The organism is Halorubrum trueperi (assembly GCF_042662525.1).
In the GTDB taxonomy this organism is placed as follows: domain Archaea; phylum Halobacteriota; class Halobacteria; order Halobacteriales; family Haloferacaceae; genus Halorubrum; species Halorubrum trueperi.
The window spans coordinates 60,560-78,566 of record NZ_JBHSXI010000026.1 but is presented as its reverse complement, the minus strand read 5'-3'; the positions used below and the strand labels follow the sequence as shown (position 1 = coordinate 78,566).

22 protein-coding genes and 1 pseudogene are annotated in these 18,007 nt (G+C 61.1%); all 23 read right to left on the bottom strand.

The window, feature by feature from the left end; all coding sequences use genetic code 11:
- Position 1: 1 nt before the first annotated feature.
- Positions 2-577 (bottom strand): hypothetical protein, encoded by a 576-nt coding sequence (locus tag ACFQEY_RS17995; RefSeq protein ID WP_128904646.1) that lies wholly within the window; start codon positions 575-577, stop codon positions 2-4.
- An 82-nt stretch (positions 578-659) separates the two neighbouring features.
- Positions 660-1,055 carry a DUF7567 family protein gene (locus ACFQEY_RS17990; RefSeq protein ID WP_011222455.1) on the bottom strand — a complete coding sequence of 132 codons (396 nt, stop codon included), beginning with the start codon at positions 1,053-1,055 and terminating at the stop codon, positions 660-662.
- Positions 1,056-1,127: 72 nt separating this feature from the next.
- Positions 1,128-1,493, bottom strand: a complete 366-nt coding sequence (locus ACFQEY_RS17985; protein ID WP_011222454.1) for a DUF7568 family protein — start codon at positions 1,491-1,493, stop codon at positions 1,128-1,130.
- A gap of 6 nt (positions 1,494-1,499) precedes the next feature.
- Positions 1,500-2,000 (bottom strand): PX domain-containing protein, encoded by a 501-nt coding sequence (locus ACFQEY_RS17980; protein ID WP_011222453.1) that lies wholly within the window; start codon positions 1,998-2,000, stop codon positions 1,500-1,502.
- Positions 2,001-2,108: 108 nt separating this feature from the next.
- Complete coding sequence (locus ACFQEY_RS17975) at positions 2,109-2,531, bottom strand: hypothetical protein (RefSeq protein ID WP_011222452.1); 423 nt, start codon at positions 2,529-2,531, stop codon at positions 2,109-2,111.
- A 120-nt stretch (positions 2,532-2,651) separates the two neighbouring features.
- Positions 2,652-5,015 (bottom strand): heavy metal translocating P-type ATPase, encoded by a 2,364-nt coding sequence (locus ACFQEY_RS17970; RefSeq protein ID WP_011222451.1) that lies wholly within the window; start codon positions 5,013-5,015, stop codon positions 2,652-2,654.
- 59 nt (positions 5,016-5,074) lie between these two features.
- Positions 5,075-5,824 carry a helix-turn-helix domain-containing protein gene (locus tag ACFQEY_RS17965; RefSeq protein ID WP_004594502.1) on the bottom strand — a complete coding sequence of 250 codons (750 nt, stop codon included), beginning with the start codon at positions 5,822-5,824 and terminating at the stop codon, positions 5,075-5,077.
- A gap of 61 nt (positions 5,825-5,885) precedes the next feature.
- Entirely contained in the window at positions 5,886-6,170 is a 285-nt protein-coding gene (locus tag ACFQEY_RS17960) for a DUF7967 family protein (protein WP_004594503.1), read from the bottom strand.
- Positions 6,171-6,207: 37 nt separating this feature from the next.
- Positions 6,208-6,870: a DUF6735 family protein gene (locus tag ACFQEY_RS17955; protein ID WP_210113832.1), complete on the bottom strand. Its 663-nt coding sequence runs from the start codon at positions 6,868-6,870 to the stop codon at positions 6,208-6,210.
- A 68-nt stretch (positions 6,871-6,938) separates the two neighbouring features.
- Positions 6,939-7,319 (bottom strand): hypothetical protein, encoded by a 381-nt coding sequence (locus tag ACFQEY_RS17950; protein ID WP_210113833.1) that lies wholly within the window; start codon positions 7,317-7,319, stop codon positions 6,939-6,941.
- 107 nt (positions 7,320-7,426) lie between these two features.
- The gene (locus tag ACFQEY_RS17945; RefSeq protein WP_233340876.1) at positions 7,427-7,615 is read right to left on the bottom strand and encodes a hypothetical protein; all 189 of its coding nucleotides are present in this window, start codon (positions 7,613-7,615) and stop codon (positions 7,427-7,429) included.
- Positions 7,616-7,757: 142 nt separating this feature from the next.
- The gene (locus ACFQEY_RS17940) at positions 7,758-8,645 is read right to left on the bottom strand and encodes a biosurfactant protein 1 (RefSeq protein ID WP_210113834.1); all 888 of its coding nucleotides are present in this window, start codon (positions 8,643-8,645) and stop codon (positions 7,758-7,760) included.
- Positions 8,646-8,745: 100 nt separating this feature from the next.
- Positions 8,746-9,669 (bottom strand): transcription initiation factor IIB, encoded by a 924-nt coding sequence (locus tag ACFQEY_RS17935; protein WP_379771283.1) that lies wholly within the window; start codon positions 9,667-9,669, stop codon positions 8,746-8,748.
- A gap of 292 nt (positions 9,670-9,961) precedes the next feature.
- On the bottom strand, positions 9,962-11,239 hold the full coding sequence (locus ACFQEY_RS17930) for a hypothetical protein (RefSeq protein ID WP_379771281.1): 1,278 nt from the start codon (positions 11,237-11,239) through the stop codon (positions 9,962-9,964).
- 97 nt (positions 11,240-11,336) lie between these two features.
- Positions 11,337-13,409 carry a hypothetical protein gene (locus ACFQEY_RS17925; RefSeq protein ID WP_379771279.1) on the bottom strand — a complete coding sequence of 691 codons (2,073 nt, stop codon included), beginning with the start codon at positions 13,407-13,409 and terminating at the stop codon, positions 11,337-11,339.
- A gap of 257 nt (positions 13,410-13,666) precedes the next feature.
- A complete protein-coding gene (locus tag ACFQEY_RS17920) occupies positions 13,667-14,533 on the bottom strand; it encodes a DNA-binding protein (protein WP_379771276.1) in 867 nt (288 codons plus the stop codon).
- A gap of 663 nt (positions 14,534-15,196) precedes the next feature.
- Positions 15,197-15,526, bottom strand: a complete 330-nt coding sequence (locus tag ACFQEY_RS17915) for a hypothetical protein (RefSeq protein ID WP_233340858.1) — start codon at positions 15,524-15,526, stop codon at positions 15,197-15,199.
- 31 nt (positions 15,527-15,557) lie between these two features.
- Positions 15,558-16,070, bottom strand: coding sequence for a PIN domain-containing protein (locus ACFQEY_RS17910; RefSeq protein WP_233340857.1), 513 nt, complete (start codon positions 16,068-16,070; stop codon positions 15,558-15,560).
- Positions 16,071-16,373, bottom strand: coding sequence for a hypothetical protein (locus tag ACFQEY_RS17905; protein ID WP_092893815.1), 303 nt, complete (start codon positions 16,371-16,373; stop codon positions 16,071-16,073).
- 71 nt (positions 16,374-16,444) lie between these two features.
- Positions 16,445-16,771 carry a DUF7558 family protein gene (locus ACFQEY_RS17900; RefSeq protein ID WP_379771274.1) on the bottom strand — a complete coding sequence of 109 codons (327 nt, stop codon included), beginning with the start codon at positions 16,769-16,771 and terminating at the stop codon, positions 16,445-16,447.
- The gene (locus ACFQEY_RS17895) at positions 16,771-17,055 is read right to left on the bottom strand and encodes a hypothetical protein (RefSeq protein WP_122106709.1); all 285 of its coding nucleotides are present in this window, start codon (positions 17,053-17,055) and stop codon (positions 16,771-16,773) included. The genes ACFQEY_RS17900 and ACFQEY_RS17895 overlap by 1 nt, the downstream gene beginning before the upstream one ends.
- A 231-nt stretch (positions 17,056-17,286) precedes the next feature.
- The gene (locus ACFQEY_RS17890) at positions 17,287-17,631 is read right to left on the bottom strand and encodes a hypothetical protein (protein WP_006184783.1); all 345 of its coding nucleotides are present in this window, start codon (positions 17,629-17,631) and stop codon (positions 17,287-17,289) included.
- A 272-nt stretch (positions 17,632-17,903) separates the two neighbouring features.
- Positions 17,904-18,007: pseudogene (locus ACFQEY_RS18835) on the bottom strand (hypothetical protein); the annotation flags it as partial.

Sequence of the window (18,007 nt, the reverse complement as noted above, 5' to 3'; positions counted from 1 at the left end):
TTCACGCCGGCTCAGCGACCAGCTCTTCGAGCGCGTGCTCAAGCGGGCCGTGGAACTGCCAGCTAGCCCGCTCGAAGGCTTCCTCGGTCGGCCCATCCCAGCGCGGGAATGCGGAATGACCGCTCACTTTGACTGTCCACTCGGTCGGCTCGTCGAACGGGTTCTCCGTCGGGAGTTCGACGACGTAGAGGTACTCCTCGTCGCCGTGGATGCCGTCGGCCGGATTCTCGACGCCGTGGCCCAGCAGGAACAGCGGCTGGTCCAGGTGCTCCATATTGGACGGCTCGAGGAGATCCGCTGGCTGAGCCGCGTCGATCGTTCGCTCTGGGTCGCCATCCAGGTAGAGGTCGACCGTCGAGAGCTTGTCGAGGAACACGAAGGTCGCCGCCGTGTAGCCCGGTCCCCGCTCTGCGCGGGTCGCATCGAGAAGCTCTTTCAGTTGTGCGAGATCCCGGAGGACGCTCCCGGGATACCCGTCCGAATGCCGGTACACCTGCGCGACGCGGTCGGCGCTGCCATCTGTCTCACCGGTCTGTTCGACTCGTTGGACGAATCGGAGTTGGCTCCGTGTCGACATCGGTACTCGCCGGCGCGTGTGCGCCGGCACCCATCGCCGGCGCTGAAACAACACCACACAGTCGTAGCGGGATTGCAATCCGCTACGCGAGATGTGACACCTCGTCTGGTTCCTCCACGTCGTCGAATTCACCACGCTCGACCGGCTCCCAATCCTCCCCAGGTGCTGGACTCCACCAGTCGATCTCATAGGCACCCGGTGCACCGAGGATTTTTGCCCGTGCCGAGCCGTCAGGCAGGTCGCGGCGGAGCTTCTCGTCGACGTGAAGGTTCCACGTTGAGTCGGTGTCGAAGCACGCGAGCACAGCCTCCTCGTAGCCACGGTCTTCTCGAGACTCTTGGAGGACGACCTGCGTGTTACAGTTCTTGCAGAACACTCCCTCGAAGGGAATGTGGGTGAACACTTCCTGCCCGCAGACGGGACACCAGAGGAACTCGAACAGTGCCTCGCTGTGTCGGTCGAGTACTTCGAGACTCATTGTTGGACCGACCCGGTTCGACCGGGTCACTCTCTCCGCCCCGGCCGAAAAACACCCTGCGTGTGTACGTCCTCAGCGTTCAGGGCCGTAGACGATGCGCGAGGGGGCTTCGTACCCACAGTCCGGACAGTCGTACCAGCGCTGTACCGTCGCTCCATCAGCTGTCTTCTCACCGACGAGGACGTCGTCGTTTGGACACTCCGGACAGTTCAGTTCGGGCGCTGGCCGCTCCCGAAGCGCATCCCGGAACGTTGTCGCCTCCTTCGTCTCGAAGCCTCGCGACCAGATCGGGTAGCCGTCGACGAGGATCGCTCCGCGCCACTTGTACCGGTATGAATCCGGCGCCCGGTGTAGAACAGCTCGCGCTCCAGTCTCGGTGTTTCGATACGCGAGTGTTGGTGAGCGACTCTCTCGTGACCAGTTGGTGATTCGTGGCATCGTTGGTCAGAAATGAACGTCTGCGGGGACGATCCAGAGCGTCTGGCTGTCCTCGTCTTCCTCGAGGACTCGGTCGAGCTGGCCTCGATGCCGAATCCCCTGGGCGTGCTGGTCGTACATCGGGATTGAGGGCCCTTCGTACGCGCCGACCTGGTGGAACGCGTGGCGGGCGAGGTCCTCGTCGCGCATGATCGCCTCGTCGCTGAGCTCGTCGAGCGCCTCCTTCACGCGGTCGAGATTCCGCTGAAACTCCTCTTTCGTGGCCTTCCAAGCCCGGTCGAGCAGTTCACCGCCCTCCTCTGAGTTGATGGGGGCCGCCGTCGGCAGGTCACCCCAGCGGGCCTTCCCGGCGACCGTCGTGTCGTCTTCATCGAACGTGACGTAGTAATCAAACACGGCGCAGCCGTGGGGATTCGCGCCGACGAGACGGTCGAAGACTGCTTTCCCCTCGACCAGGGCGTCGTGCTGTGTCGGTGCTTCCACCAGCGCGTAGATGACCATATGCATCTGGTTCACCTCGGAGTGCCGACTCACCGGGCGCCGCTCGGCGCTGTCTGCTCGGTGCGCCGGCACCCATCGCCGGCGCTCGAAAAACCTCGCTTCGGGAGACCGCGTTCAGGAATCGGCAGTCTGCTCGACGGTGATCGTCAGGTCGCCCGACTCGTAGTCGGCCTCGAAGTCGGTGCTGAACGCGTCGGAGTCGTAGGCGGCGTGGTAGGCACGGTGCAGTTCGAGCGACCCGGTCGCCTTGAAGTGGAAGAACGCGGCCGCCGTGTAGGGTTGGCTCTGGGTTTCGATCTGCGTCTCGACAGAGGCCGGGAGCGCGATTTGTGGTGTGTCCGTATCGATACTCGTAGCGAACGCCTTCGCTTCCTCGACGGTCGCCTGCGAATGTGCGGGTGTCTCGCCGGTGAGCACGTTTACCGGCGTCTCGGTATCGTCAGTGAACAGGACATCGTGGAAGGTGCGCGTCCCGAGGACTGCGTCGGGACTTAACTCGCAATCGTGGAGTGGATCGTCGTCTGGATTCTCGGGCATCAAATCAGAGCCTGCGGTGGGGCTCAGTCTCTACTGCCCCAGACAAACTGCAAATTGTCTCGATAGAGCGCAGGAAAGTCGCGAAAGAGGAGCGTCCTGCCCGCACTTCCCGCCGCAGAGTCAGGTGTCGGAGAACCGATCGGGCTCGATTCGCGACAACCGCATCGCGTTCCCGGTGACACCGAGGCTCATCCCCATATCACCGACAACGACCGCCAACGCAACGCTGACCAGCCCCAGTGGCACGCCCAGCGCGAGCAGGAACTTCACGCCGAGACTCGCCCAGATGTTCTGCCGGATCACCCCGTTGGCCGTATGCGACAGGTCGTACAGGTACGGGAGTTTCCCGACGTCGTCGCCCATCAACGCAATATCGGCCGTCTCGAGAGCGGTGTCGGTGCCGGCCGCGCCCATCGCGATGCCGACCTCCGCGGTGGCGAGCGCGGGCGCGTCGTTGATGCCGTCACCGACCATCGCGACATCACCGTACTCTGCCTGTAACTCCTCGACAGCGTCGACCTTCTCGTCGGGCAGGAGTTCTGCGCGATACTCGTCGACCCCGACCTGCTCGGCGATTGCGCGGGCGGTGCCCTCGTTGTCGCCGGTGAGCATCACCACGCGCTCGACGCCCAGCTCGTGCAGGCGTTCGACGGCCCGCTTCGAGGCCGGGCGAACCTCGTCGGCGATGGCGATCGCACCCAGCAGTTTCGACTCCGTCCCGACGATAACGACAGTCTTGCCCTCCCGCTCCAGCGCGGAGAGGGCATCCTCGGCGAACGCCCCGTTCTCGCCCTCGGTCGCCTCTTCCGTCATAACGCCGCCGTCCGTCTCGCGGCGTGCCCGAGCGAGGTCGAAGCCCAGTTCCTCGAAGAGCGCGGGCTTGCCCGCATAGTACGTCTCGCCGCCGATCTCGCCGCGGATGCCCTTCCCAGTGAGGCTCTCGAAACCCGTCGGGTCGGGCAGGTTGCCCACGCCCGCCTCCTCAGCACGGGCGAGAATCGCCGTAGCAATGGGATGCTCACTGCGCTGCTCCAGCCCAGCGGCGCGACGGAGCAGATCGTCCTCCGTAGTGTCACCCACCGGAACGACGTCGGTGACGGCGAGTTCGCCCTTGGTGAGCGTCCCGGTCTTGTCGACGGCGACGGCGTCGACCTCGCCCATCGCTTCCAGGTAATTTCCGCCCTTGATCAGGACGCCGTTCTTCGCGGCGCTCGTGATGCCCGACACCACCGAGACGGGTGTGGAGATGACGAACGCACACGGGCAGGCGATCACCAGCAGCGTGAGCCCACGGATGAACCACGTCTGCCAGTCGCCCGCGAAGGTGAACCCGTAACCGGCTAGGTCCACCGCCACCGGATCAGCGATAACCAGCGGCGGGATAGCGGCGGTCAGGATTGCCAGCACGACGACGAGGGGTGTGTAGTAGCCGGAGAAGCTGTCGACGAACTGCTCAGACTCGGTCTTCTTCGCCTGTGCGCCCTGTACCATTTCGATAATACGCGAGAGCGTCGAATCGCCAGCGGTCGAGGTGACCTCTACCTCGAGGTACCCCTCTTCGTTGATCGCGCCGGCGTACACCTCGTCGCCGGTGGTCTTGTCGACGGGGACGCTCTCGCCCGTGATCGGCGACTGGTCGACTGCACTCTCGCCTTCGATGACCGTCCCGTCGAGCGGAATCTTGTCGCCAGGGCGGACGACGACGGTCTCGCCAACGTCGACCTCCTCGACGGAAACGGTCACTTCCTCACCATCGCGACGGACGGTCGCCTCGTCGGGCGAGAGTTCCATCAGCTCGCGCAGAGAATCCCGTGCCCTGTCCATCGCATAGTCCTCGAGCAGTTCGGCGATGCTGAACAGGACGGCCAGCGTCGCGGCCTCGACGAAGTAGCCGATGCCGGTTGCGGCGATGATCGCTGTCCCCATCAGGAGGTCGATGTCGAGGCTTCGGTTCTTCGCGGAGTAGTACCCGCTGCGGACGACCGGGATGCCACTGGCCGCGACGGCACCGAGGAACAGGACATCTGCGATGTGTAGCGGGTAGTCGAGGATGCTCGCTATCGCGACGTTCTGGCCGGTGAGAAGGAACTCGAAGACTAGACCAAGGATGACGAACGCTGCGCCGAGCCACGTCTTCTTCGCGCGAGAACTCGTCCAGACCTCCGAAGGTGGCGCGATATCGACGCCGTCGGCAGACTCGTCGGTTTCGTCGTCTGCTCCGCCGATCACGTCATAGCCGGCGGCTTCGATCGCCGCGACGACGTCGGCTTTGGTAGTCCGGTCCGGATCGTACTTGATGGTAGCTGTCCCGGTGGTCGGCTGGAGCGTGGCCTCAACGACGCCGTCGACGCGCTGGAGGCTCTTGTCGACTTTTTGCGCACACGACGGACAGTCCATCTCGGGGACCGTGAGACGGGCAGTCAACTCCCGCTGCCCGCCGCCGTTCGGTGGTCCCGCTGTATCCACATCGGAATTCTCTGTCATCACCTCACGGTAGGAGCGGGAGTTCGATATGTCTTTGTTGGAATATTCCAACCGCGGTGTCAGTGCGATGCCAGCCGTTCTTCCGCTACCCGCTCGCCGGCGACGTGTTGCTTCGCCAAATGTTCTTCCGCCCGACGGAGCCGGTAGGTAAGTGTTGACCGAGGCACGTCGAGATGCTCGGCCAACTCGCCGACATCGACCTCGCGGGGCGACTCGTAGTAGCCGTGTTCGACGGCGGCTTGGAGGGCGGCTTCCTGCGCCGGGGGTAATCCGCTCGGTGTTTCGTCGCTTCCTCCAGCTGCTGTCGTCGTGTCCGCGGTGCGGAGCATCTCCATCTGAGCGCATTCTTCGACGGCAACCTCGAGGGAGTCGAAGAATGCCGCCACGTCGCCGTCGCCCGAGTGGATGAGTCGCCACGTGTAGTGGCGGCCCTCATGACGGGTCTCGAACAGCACGCCGTCCCCGAGATGGTCGCGGGCGATGTGGGGAACCGAGGCGCAGGTGGGGGTTCGCTCCCAGTCGGAGTAGAGGACGAGCGTGTCGTCCGTGCGGTCAAGGACGCGGGTGGTCTGGGTGGCGCCGCAGTCCTCGGTGGCGAGACAGTCGGCGTAGTAGTCGCTGTTTCGAAACGCGTCCTCGATGGCGTCGAGTGCGTCCGGAGTGCCGGTGGCATGGTCGACTCGCCAAAGTTGGTCGGCAGTCGCGTGCAACGAAAGCGAGCGGACACGGGCGTCGGGGTAGTCGGCAAGGGCATCCGCCACCCTATTGCACCCCGGCTCGTATTCGAGGGCGAAGACGAGTTCGCGCATACCCCGTCTACGGCCTCCTCCGACATAACCAATGGCACGGGACTACGTCTACTGGTGAGCATCAGATCACGTCGTTCGGGTCGTGGACCTCCTGCATTCGCTGCGCTTCGGCCGCGTATTGGTCCTGGAGATCGGGGTCATCAACCGTGCCGAGATTGCCGGGCCCCGCATCGACTGCCGCTGTCGTATCTCGAATATCGGTGAAGGACGTGAGTGCCCGCTCTTTCCGATAATACTGTTTGCCGTCGGGTGTCGCGTAGGTGAGGATGATTAGGTTCTGTTCATCATCGGAGTAGGTACGTTCGACGAGCCATACTCGCACCTCGTCATCAGCCCGATCTGACATATCCAGACGTTCGTGGGGACTCAGAAAGGGATTGGCGTTATAATCGGTCGACTGACGCAGTTTTCGACGGTGATTCACCACCAGGGATGCGCAGTTCCTGGCGCTCGCCGACCCACTCGCCGAGCTTCTGTGTGAGGTACTGGCGAGCGGTCGACTGGGTGAACACACCCTTGTCGAGCATATCGCCGACGACGTCTTTGAGGGCCGCGAACTGTCCCTGCAGGTGGCCGTCGCCGACCGGCTCGCCGTCGTACCAGCGCACCGTCGCGAGCGCGCCGTTCCCGACCGTCTCTCCCTGTTCGACTGTCTCCGAGTCGTACTGGAGGCCGAACCATAGTGTCCGGTAGGCGGCTACCTCGAATGTCGTCGACACCACGAAGAACGCCTCGTGGTGGAGATAGTCGAGATGGTCCGCGACGATCTCGTCGAGGGTAAGCCCGGTGGCGCAGGGCTTCGGCTCGACGACCGTCGACGGGCGATCTTCACCGGCGAGGTAGCCATCGACGGCATCTACCTCGAGGCCATCGGCCAGTTCCGCCAGCAGCTGTTTCGCCCACTTCGAGTCGGTGTCGTCGCCACCGAACGGTGTTTCAGCCGATATTCGGTGCTTGAGCTTGAGATTCGCTGCACCCCAATGAGAGTAGTGGAGCGTGTACTGTCCGTCAGTTCGTTCGTACGCAACGAGTGCGCGGTGGCCCATTGAACAATCACCTCGGAGGACGACCAACGACTGGATCGCCCCGCACCCCTCCCGGGGGACGAACAACGCTACTCGTCGATCGGGTCGGGGAAACTGAGGTCCGCGTACAGGACCTCACCGTCGCGGATGATGTACCGTTTGGCCAGCACGGGAAAGCGGCACTTAGTAAATCCGGCTGTCTGGATGTCGAATTCTTCGTCCGGTTCGAGATATTCTGCGAGCGACCGGAGGAACTCGTGGGTGACGATGCCACCGTCGTAGTCAGGAAGCCCGTTCTCACGAGCCTCGTACACGTCGAAGCTGTCGTAGCCCCAGATGATCAGTTCGCCGTCGTCGTCCACCTCCCAGTTGAGCGTCCCGAAGCAGTGGTTCTCACAGAGTTCGCGGACTGCCTGTGGATCCGATACGAGCGCGCCGGTCGATGTCGTTGCGGCTTGGAGTGTTGCCATGGGTTGTTCTCGGGAGCGGTCTCGCGCCCCCGCACCCCTTCAAGGGGGCGAACAACCGCTCACGCTGTGACGGCCACAGGATACTGCGTTGCCGACGCGTCGTGCTGTCAGGATTCTTCTTTAGCGTCACCGTCCCTCGTCGTATTCGGTTGGGTGAGAACATCCACCTGCTCGAGGAGCGTCGTCGCGGTGCTAATTCGCTCTCGATCAGCGGGCCCCAATTGGTCGGCGTCGATACTGGAGAGGCTGCTAAGCGCGCGGTGGAGTCGATAGCCTGGGGTGTCTCGTGGGTCCATGTGTGCGCCTCCGCCAATTTACGGCGCGAAAAAACACCGGCGGGCAGTCAGCGGGGCGGTCCGGGAGTGATCTCGAACTAGCCTCCAATTAACCAACAGGACGAATCGATATCGGGATTAGTTGGTTAAACTGTCACCGTCTCTATTGACCGGCTTCGGGTTCGGGCCCATAGCGAGGTGTCCCGCACCGCTGACACTCCCACATGGGCTGCCCGGTCCACTCGTCGTCGGGGATAGCCTCGAATTCGCGAAATCGATGCTTAGTCTCCCGATCACACTCCCGACACTCGAGGTGAGTTCTGTTTGGGCGCTCGCGTCGTGGCTGTTCGGTATCGGTCTTGCCAACGGATTCCTGGAGCGCAATCGCCGGCACCAGCCAGAGGTCGTCGTCTGCGTCCTCACGTAGGCTTGCAAGACGATCTTCGGAGTGAACCCCACTCCCGGTTTCCTCGTAGAGGAACGTCGTGTGCTCGCCGTCGTGACAGGACTGCGTCGTCTCTGTCCACGCCGTCCGCTCACGAGCAGCCGCGAGCAGCTGATTACCACATTCAGACGTGACCCGTGTCGCCGAGGGGAGCGAGGGCCACTGATCGACAAGCTGTGGGGCCGGTTCTTCGTCGAGATCATAGATTAGCTTGCAGTCATCGACTACTGGGTCATCATCTGCCCTCGCGAGGAGGGTGGCCGCAGCAGATCCCTTCGCGACGGCGCCGTAGAACGTCGACGCCTCAACGAGCAGCTGGATGACGTGGAGGAGAGTCCGTTCGGCATTCGACGTGCCCTGCTCGTCGGCTGCTTCGAGATGGTTCGTGAGACAGAACCGGCACTTCGACTGGCCAGCGGGGATCGACGCTCCACAGGAATCGCACTCGGTCGCAGCTGCTGTCGGGTCGTCTGGATAGCCTGCGTCGACGCCACCAGAGCGTTGCCGCCGGAGCTCACCACTACTACTGGCGAGTTGGTCGTCGGGAACGTGGGTCGCTTCGCCGAGCGGTCGGAGGGCTTCGTAGTCGGCGTACTGGTCGGTCATAGAGTGATCTGGCCGTATCATGCTTCGTCTTCGGGTTTAAATAATGGCTCTCACATCAATCAGCCTACAGACATACAACCGAAAATCAGCAGTGTGGGCGTTAGACAGCCAGTTCGTCCAGCGCATCGCGGTGGGTCCGCACGGTGACCACCGAGACGTTCGCAACGTCAGCGACGTCTGACTGGGTGAGCCACATTCCGTCTTCGCGTCCGGCCTTGTACAGACAGGCTGCAGCGAATCCGGATGGCCGAACCCCCGTTGTTGCTCCGGTCGATTCGGATGCTTCCGCCAACTGCCGAGCCCGCTGCCGGATCTGATCGGAGACGTCGAGCTCCGAGGCCAACTGCGGAACGAACGCACTCGGCGTCACGGGCTGGGCTGGCAGGCCGAGTTCCGTATTCAGCGTCGTGTATGCGTTCGTCACCCGCGATTGCTCGACGCGCGCCGACTCGGTGATGTCGTCGAGCGTTCGCGGCCGCCCGTTGCACCGACACGCTCCGTAGACACTCGCGGCGGCCATCGCCTCGATTGAGCGGCCCTGCAGGAGATCCTCGTTCTGAGCGCTGCGGAATAGCTGGCAGGCCTGGTCACGGATCGTCTCGGATAGTTCGAGCGCACTACTGATCCGGCGGACTTCACTAAGCCCGTGTGCGAGGTTGCGTTCAGCTTTCGACTGAAACCGCCCACGGGTCTGTTCACGCCGCATCCGGAACAGTCGGCGTCGCTTCTGCTCGGAGAGGCTGTTCCCGTTCGCATCGGTCCCGCGGCCGATCTCCGTCGACAACCCTCGATCGTGTCGTGCCGCCGTCAACGGAGCGCCCGTGCGCTCCCGTTCGTCGTCGAACGCCCGCCACTCTGGCCCGTGGTCGATCCGCTGCTCGTCGATGACAAGGCCACAGTCCTCGCAGACGGTTTCGACTGTGTTGGTGGTGACCCGGCCGTCGCACTCGGGACATTGGTTAGGGTTCGACTCCGTCTGGACGTCCTCGTCGAAGTCAGTTTCGTAGATGTCTCTGATTGCCATCGTTCTCACCGTGTTCAGGATACTCGCCAGTACAGCGAGCCCCTCACCCATTGAGGGGATAATAGACTCTCACAAGGCCGAAGGATCTACGCCGAGAGTTGAGCTGATTGAATCGCACCGCCTTGTCTCTCTACAATCAATTGCACGTACTATATACGACATTTTTTGGACAGTATAGAACGACTCAGGGTGAATCCGAGATCATCCAAAAAATAGCCATTTAGCCATTCGATTCCTCAGGTGCTGTGACACCCCCCACGTCTACTAGCTCCGAATATCCTAGTTGAGACTGTTACTCGAACCTATTATCACGCGGTTCGAGGTTGTTCAACTCAGTGTAACGGTCACGTTCACCTGGCGGTGTGAATTCGTGGAAAATGAGGCGCCGAAACATCGTGAGCGCTGCCTCGAAATCAGTGAACAGGTCGTCGAACGGGACGTTCACGCGGTCATTATGCACAACAGCGTTCCGTGTTCCGACGTAAAAATACGCGTTATTCCACTCCGTTGACTCATCGAATCCGGTTGAGAATGATGCGAGGTCATCCACCGGGACACCGAGCTCGTCTGCTAGATTCGCAATCACCGCATCAGTGTCACCCTCAACATCTTCGTCGAAGGCAGCGTACCGCCGGGCGAGCGTTTCGATAGCAGACGCGATTGATGCGGTCTTCGCATTTACTGTCCGTTCCTGGAGTAACGCATCGAAGTACCACGACAGGCACTCACGGTACTTGTACTCTTCTACGCGGCCTACGAACCGGTCATATCCGTGGTCGAGGAACACGAACGGATCGTTCGCCCGTACAATATTCCGCCCAGTGAATGCCGAGCCCATGTCAGCCCGCCACGTTGAGAACCATTTCTCGAATTGCCATGCTGGTTCCTCGCCGTCGATAGCTGTAATAGTTGCTCGGATTGGGGCTGGCATGGTACCTTGCGTGAATCCGAGTAACCACGCAATCGGTTCGATTGTACAGGCCGCGTGATTGACTTGGTGTACTGGCGAACCGTTGACTTCCTGCGTGATCGTCAACGTCCCAGTGCGGAGCTGTCGATGCCATTCTTTAATTTTCCCGATCCGGTCTTCAGTATCCGGGAGTTCAGCTCCGTATACTTCGAACCTATCACGTTCGAGTAGCGGAGTGTCGTTACTACGCGGCAAATATGCACTCGGCGGATCGAAATTTAGCATATCGAACCGGATTGTCACGGAACTTCCAACGATCGCTTCGTCGTCCGGTGCGGTCGTCGTCGTAACAGTCCCGGCTCGGAATCCTATCTCATCATCCTGCTCGTGGTGCTGGTCGGGGATATTTGGTGTGATGAACCCATCCGTGATTTCGATTCGGCCACCGGTCTGTTGGTCGGTTCCGGTTGCATCATGCATTTCCAAGTCTGTCCCGTCTGCTCGGTGCTGTAGGAACAACTCCATCCCACGCTCTCCCCCGGCTGTGTCCGTGACTGCACCGGTTATACGCCCGTCTTCCGTGAGGACAACGCGCACCGTGTCGAAATAGTCGTGCTCGGCGATGTCAATCGTTCGCTCGTCGATTGCGTCGGTGAACATCCAACGTATCTACCGGATCTGAGGCCTGTATCGCTGTAAATATACGCGTCACCACTCTTGGAAGAACGTACCTGTCTTCGGACTCATACTGGCAGTGTTACCCGTTCTGTGGTTCGGTAAAGAACCCGACGTTAATCCCGTCGAACGCCCCCCACGGCTCTCGTTCTCCGAACTGAATTTTCACACCGATCCACGACGAAGCCTCACTCGAATCTAATTCCGGATCGCGGAGTTCGGTAACACCGTCAATCCCGTCGGATTCGATTGCTTCGATTGCTTCATCCACGGTAAACGTGGAGGGGGCTGGTGCGAACTCCCACGTTTCACCGTCATCACCTCGCCGTTGTTCGACTCCGTCCACATCAAGTTCGAGGCGTGCTCCGGAGAGCAGTAACCGTTCTTCTTGCTCCGGGTCTCGGTTAGCGTTTCCTCTGATGTTTTGTAACGGTGCTGCCCAGTTTCTCACGACAACTTGCATGTGCCCGGTTTCTTCACCGATACCGTGTAATTCGGCTAAGAATTCCTCGGCTGTGTTCCTGTCCAAATTCACGTCTTGGTACTCTTCGTAGAGGTGGTAATGCTCGTCTGTGTACAACGGGGGGAATGGGATACGAGTCTGCGTGGCTTTTTCGATTCTATGAATGTATTCGATGAACTCTCGGTCAGTCGGTTCAGGGACTTGGATCCCTTCGAACGGCGTGTCGACTGTTCCGGTTTCCACGTTGTCCGGCCCCGGTGGATCAACTTCGATTTCTGTGAACCCGTCAGATTCGCGGATTTCGAGTAAGTCAAGGTACTGCCCGACGCTCAGAAGTTCCGGTTCAACGCTGAAGTGGAAGTGACCGGTCCCGAGCTCACGGAATACGCGGTCGATTGTTTCCAATTCCCCGGTGACACGGATCGGGTGATCCTCGGTTGGTTCTGCAGCGAGAGCGAAATCGAATTTTACGGTGCCACTGGAGTGGGAAACTGAGCACACGAGTTCGACGGTCGCTCCGTCTTCTAATTCGAACTCTCGGATCGTGTCTGGGACCGCGTCGCTCGGAATAATGACGGTACTGTCCGGGTTCTGGATTAAGTAGTACTCGTCGTCGTTTGATCGTTGCTCGTCCGGATGCTTGTAAAACTCGGGTGGTGTTCCTTCACCAGTGCTGCTAGTTGTTGATTCGTACACGTGCTGGTAGAGTCGGTGGACACGATCGGCAATATCGAGTGACCAGCGTTCTAGAAATGATGCTGGGACGGTGAGGATGTACGGGTCACCGCCTTCATCGCCGGTGGTTTTGCAGAGAAATGAGATGTACGGGTCGTCAACGGAGACGTTTACTGGCGCAATCGCCGAATCATTCTCTCCGGGATCTTCCCTCTCACCGTCAGCGTCCCCGTCATGTTCTGAATTACTCGTTGGATCCGTGTCGACCGTACTGGCACTACCACACTCGGCATTGCCCTCATTATTTCCATCGTCACTGCCAGTGGCAGACCTCAGACTGGCTGTGTCGAACGTGGACGTGTCGCTGCCGTGCTCGGGCTGCATTGCGAAGACGGACGTGTCATTCACCATGACGCGGTTCCCGTGCTTCACAGCGTTATACGCTTCCCGGACGTTCAAATAGTACGTCGCTATCGCTTGAAGTTCAGATTCGATGAACGCTTCTGAATTCTGAATTAACGTGTTAAGGGTTTCATCGTCTAGAGTCTCCACATTCTTGGACTCTGCGTGGAGTGTCACGTCACCGGACTGGATCGGTTCATACCCGAACACCTCATCGATGAATGCAGCTGTATCTCCGTGGCCTTCCCCAGCGAGGTATGCGTCAAGTTCCCCGGCCCGGCAATTTTCGAAGAACGGTTCTAAATTCCCGGCGCTGGTTCGAATCAAGAGTTCTATGAAGTTCTCGTCGGATTTGATTTCTGAGTACATATACGTCCCGAACTCTTCGACGTACTGTACGGTCGCGCGGAATAGGTCAACCGTCGCATACGTGATTGCTTCGGCTTTTTTCTCATCCGGGATATTGTCCAGTCCGGCGTCGATTGAACCAGCGAGTTTCACGATGTGGTGATACGCGATTTCCGGGTTGTGGCGGTCACGAATTGCTTCTTCCGGTGACTGCCACTCACCGTCACTTCCGAACTCTGTCCGGTTGAAGTACCCTCTATCTGTCATTACTATGTTGATACGGGTTAACCTACAAAGACCTACGCCCGACCGCACCACTGTGTCTACTGCACGTGCAGTAGATAACACTGCCATTCACTCCAAATTCGACTGAAAGACAATCGACGGGGGATTGGCGATGAACCATCCATTTATGATCAAGGTCGTGGCTGCGCGCGCAGCGAAGCGAGCACGGAGCGGAGGGTGGGGCGGTGGGGTCCGGGTCGGTCCGGCACACACCAAAAAAAGAACGGCGCTACGCTCGCCTACTCTTCCCACCAGCGGCCGCGCTCTGGGAATTCAATCCGACTCCAGCCCGTGATGGCGAGACTGCACCGTCCCTGGTACCAGTTTTTCTTGACCGCTCTGAACCTGACTGTCTGCCCTTCTCGAACCACCGTCTTCTTGCTCTTCTCCCAGATCGTGAATTTCGTACGCCCGGTTTCGTCTTCGATGAGTCCGACTTGGGCGATTGCTGGGGAACTGGGATCCCAGAGTTCGCTCACTGTGCCTTCGACCGTCACCTCACCGACCGGGACGTCCGGCACGTCCGCGATGGGCACGATCGCCCCCGGCGCCGCCTTCAGTTCTTCGAGGGTTTCCAGCACCGCCTTCGTCACGTCCTGGCCGCGCTGCACCTTCTCGGCCAGCTGCTTCGCGACGACTGCTCTCGACCAGCCGCCCTGCACTTCGTCGCTGATCCGCATCGCCTGCTTGTTCACCGCCGCGAGTTCCTCTTGCGTCAGCTTCTCTCGGGGATCCGTGCGCTCCGCCGGCGCCGGCTCGTCACGGCCACACTGCTCGCTGACGACCTCCCGCGTGCGCTGCTCGCGACCGTCCTGCTGACTGAGTTCCGCCTGGGCACTGATGTGCTCCAGCTCGGCCTCCCGGGCCTCGATGCGCTCCTCCTGTTCGAGAGTCTTCCCGAACATGTGATCCGGGCCTTCCTCGACCCGCGCATCTGGGTGGTTGGAATCGACTTTCGCCTGCACTTCCATGTCGACCGTCGCCCGGAACTCCGGGGTCTCGTCGACGACTTCGAATCCGTCCTCGTCGACCTCGGCTTCATCGTGTTTCTCGAAAGCCTGTTCATCGACCGAAACTACTTCACTGGAGACGTTCTTACTTGACATTGGAACTCACTGGTTCCTGAAGGCGCTCACGCGCCCGACACCGCGATGCTCCAACATCGCGGATTCCTCGAGACAACGACCGACAGAACCATCTGCGCGCTCTCGCTCGCGCCTTCGCGAGCGCCCTGTGGGCGCGAGCGAGAGCGCGCCCGAGGCGGACGACCATCCAGCACCGCGCGCCGACCCGCCCGGAGCGAGCGGCCAGCGGGATATGCCCGCTCGTGTCCGGCCCGATGTGCGGGTTCGTGTCCAGAGCGACTGTCGCCGAGAACGCGCGCCGCGGTGTGGCGCGCGACAGCGCAGGCGGCACCAAGCGCTGGAACGCGAAAGCCCGCAAGGGGCGCAACCGACGGGGATACCCGCTGGCGCCGAGGGCACATGCATTTTAGCCCGGAACGGGCGCGGGCGGTGCGGAGAGCGCCCGCACGCCCGGAATGGTCGGTCGCGAGCGACGCGGAGGGCGGCAGCGGCGAGCGGGGCGGGCCGTCACGTACACACCTGTCCAGCTGGCCGCGACACTCGGCGATCCAGCTACCGTCCTGGCGGACTCAGAAAGGGCGAGGCCGTCTCGGTCGTCCCCCGACCCCGCAAGCACCACAGGCACGAGGAGCGCAGCGGTGGTCGCGGGATGCCGAGCGGCCGAGGGCTTTCAGAAACTGTATTTCAATCGTCGTGCTGCGCGTTCAATTCTGTAAGGAACTGGCCGGCTGCTGTCCCGATACGAACACCGTCGACGTTACGCATCTCGAGGTCATGCGTGGCAGTCCGAAAGGGGTAGTGGTCGACGAGGATGCGATGGATAACGGTGCGGATGGGATCGGTGCCGTACCTGTCGACGACAGTAGCCATCATCTCGTCGAGATGCGCGTCCCGGTGCTCCGTCCGGGGATGCTGTGCGCGTTCGAGCACGAGTTCGACTACATCGTCAACTGATGCGTGCTCGGGATTCTTCGTTCGTTCACAAACGTCGTAGAGAGCGTCGTTATCGGGCATTCCAAATCACTTCGAAGTATCCTCCACGGTGTCAGGGCTCCTCGAGCAACGAGCGAGCTCGCTGCACGTAACTGTTCGCGCCCCAGCTACGGGCGTCACTGATCGCATCGAGGAGCAGCCGCGCATCGGCAGCCGATAGGTGTTCAGTTCGAACGAGAACCGAGAGCAGTGTCGGTGTCGTGACGAGTCGGGTATCAGCGAGTGAGGCGTGGATCAAGCCAAGTTGGTTGAACTCGTCACAGAGGAAGAGCGCAGCATCGAGATCGTTCGCGAGCGTGACCGCCGCGTTCTCACCGTCATCGAGCGGAAACTCGGCGTCGAGATCGACTGACTGTGTCGTGAATGACTCTGCTTGGTCGAGTACGGCGGACGCGGCGTGTCCATGGACGTCATCGTAGGATGCAATCTCTTGGAGTTCATCGATGACCGCCGTTGGGACGACGACCTCGTACCGGGAGAGACAGAGTGCGAGTGGATCGGGGTCGTCGTCAGTAACGATCCCGAGACTCACGAGGGCGGAGGCGTCTGCGATAAGCCGCGACATCTATGCGTCGGCGACCTCGTCGATGAAGTCCTCGTCCAACTGCTGTTTCAACACTCGGAGGTTTGCCGCCTCCTCGGCGCCGACGAGTGCCTTGAGTTGCTCGAAGGTGATCTCGTCGTCGTAATAGGCGGCGGCGATCTCTTGGGTGAGTGCGTCGTCGTGAGCGGCGTCTTGGAGGTACTCTCGAAGCGCGGTCACGAGGACGTCTGTTCGGTCTTCCCCGAGGACTGCGGCCAGTGCGTCGGCCCGGTCGATGAGCCGATCGGGGGCCCGAAACTGCACGCGCTTCTTATCGGTGCTCATAATGTGTACATTGTGAGCCAACGCACTTAGCCGTTTTCGTGTGTACGATGTGAGCGTCACTCGGTCGAGCGTCACTCGGCTACGAGATGCTCCTCGAGATCACGCGTCCAGTACGTTGCGAGCCCCCCTGGACTACAGTGCTCGCACAGTTGCAACGGACCTTCGAGGTGCCCCAGTTCCACACGGAACCGGGTGAGCGCTGCGAGCGTGTCAACGACGAGCCCACACCCGTCGCAGGCGTGGTGATCGTGCTCCTCGGGATCCGGCCGTTCTTGGATGGCACAGTCGACACAGATTGGGTGGGTGACCCGTTCGTCCTGCCCCCACGTATGCGCCTCGCCCATTTCTGACCCTGGCAGCGTCTCGCAGAACGCACACCCGGAAAGCGTCTGTTGCATCAGTTGTCCTCCGCGTCTCTGGCGGCTCTCCATCCGCGATGGAACACGGCGAGCTGGGTGATCGAGTCGAAGGCCTCGCCACTCGGCCCGTGAACGAGGACCCGCTGGTCGGGGACCGGCGTCACCACATCGTCTTCAATGAGATCACCCACGAGACGGCGGGCACTCCGTTCGTCGACGTCCGCCGTCGAGACCCGGGCCCCATCCCGGTCCTGGGCAACGAGTTCGGTTTCGAGTCGTTCGTAGTCGTCTGTCGTATCGTCGAGGATATCAGGTCCAGTCATGGAAGCTCTCACTGGACGCGCTTCGAGCGCGCCTCGCCCCTTTGCGGGCGCGAACGACGATCACGTGCGGCCAGCTCGCCCGGCCGTTTGCGCCCTGCTCTTGCCGGGCACGTACGCCGAACCCGTTCCTCTCCTGCTGCTGATGGGCTAGCTCTCCACCGTCGATGGCACACTGCGTATTTCGGCGGATTGCAAGAGTCGATAGCGGGGAGGCTCTCTTCTTTCGGACTGTTAGAGTGCGATCACGAGGCCGGTCACGAGTATTACGAGTCCGAGTGCCAGCCACGTCGTTCGCGCTGCGAGACGCCGCCAGCACCGCTGCCCCAGCTGGCGGAGTTGATCACGGAGGGCTGCCCGCCGTTCTGTTTCGAGGACCGCGACTTCGTCGTAGTAATCGCGGCGATCTGCGGGAAGCGTCCGGAGTGTCGTCTGGCACTCGCTGCAGGTGTATTCGAACTCTGCCCGGACGTGCTGGCGGCGGAACTCTTGCTCGCCGCCCTCGTCGTAGCCTGTGATCTCGTACACGAGGAGTTTTGAGACGAAGCGACGGTTCCCACACTCCGGACATTGGTCCATCCTGAGCGTTGGTGTTCCATCCTCGCTGCTCGTATCGTCTGGCCAGGATCTCTGTGGCTCTGTGTCCTCGGTCTCTCGGGGTGGGCTCGTGTGGTTTGCTGACGGCGATGCACTCGCTGTCTCGGAGTTACTAAACGTAGACATGGATTCACCTGTGACTGCACTCAGCTGACTCCAGGCTGGACACCACGACGACTCTCCTGGTGGTGCCCATCGCGCTGAGCGCCGTCACCCTTGGTCGGCGCGATAAACGCCACTGCGGGGGCAGTCGCTTATTCGTTCCACAGTACTGCGATCCGGTCTTCAATCTCGTCGAGGACGAGTCGCAGGACATCACGATGATCGGTCGGCCAGGAGTCATCGTCACCGGGCGTCG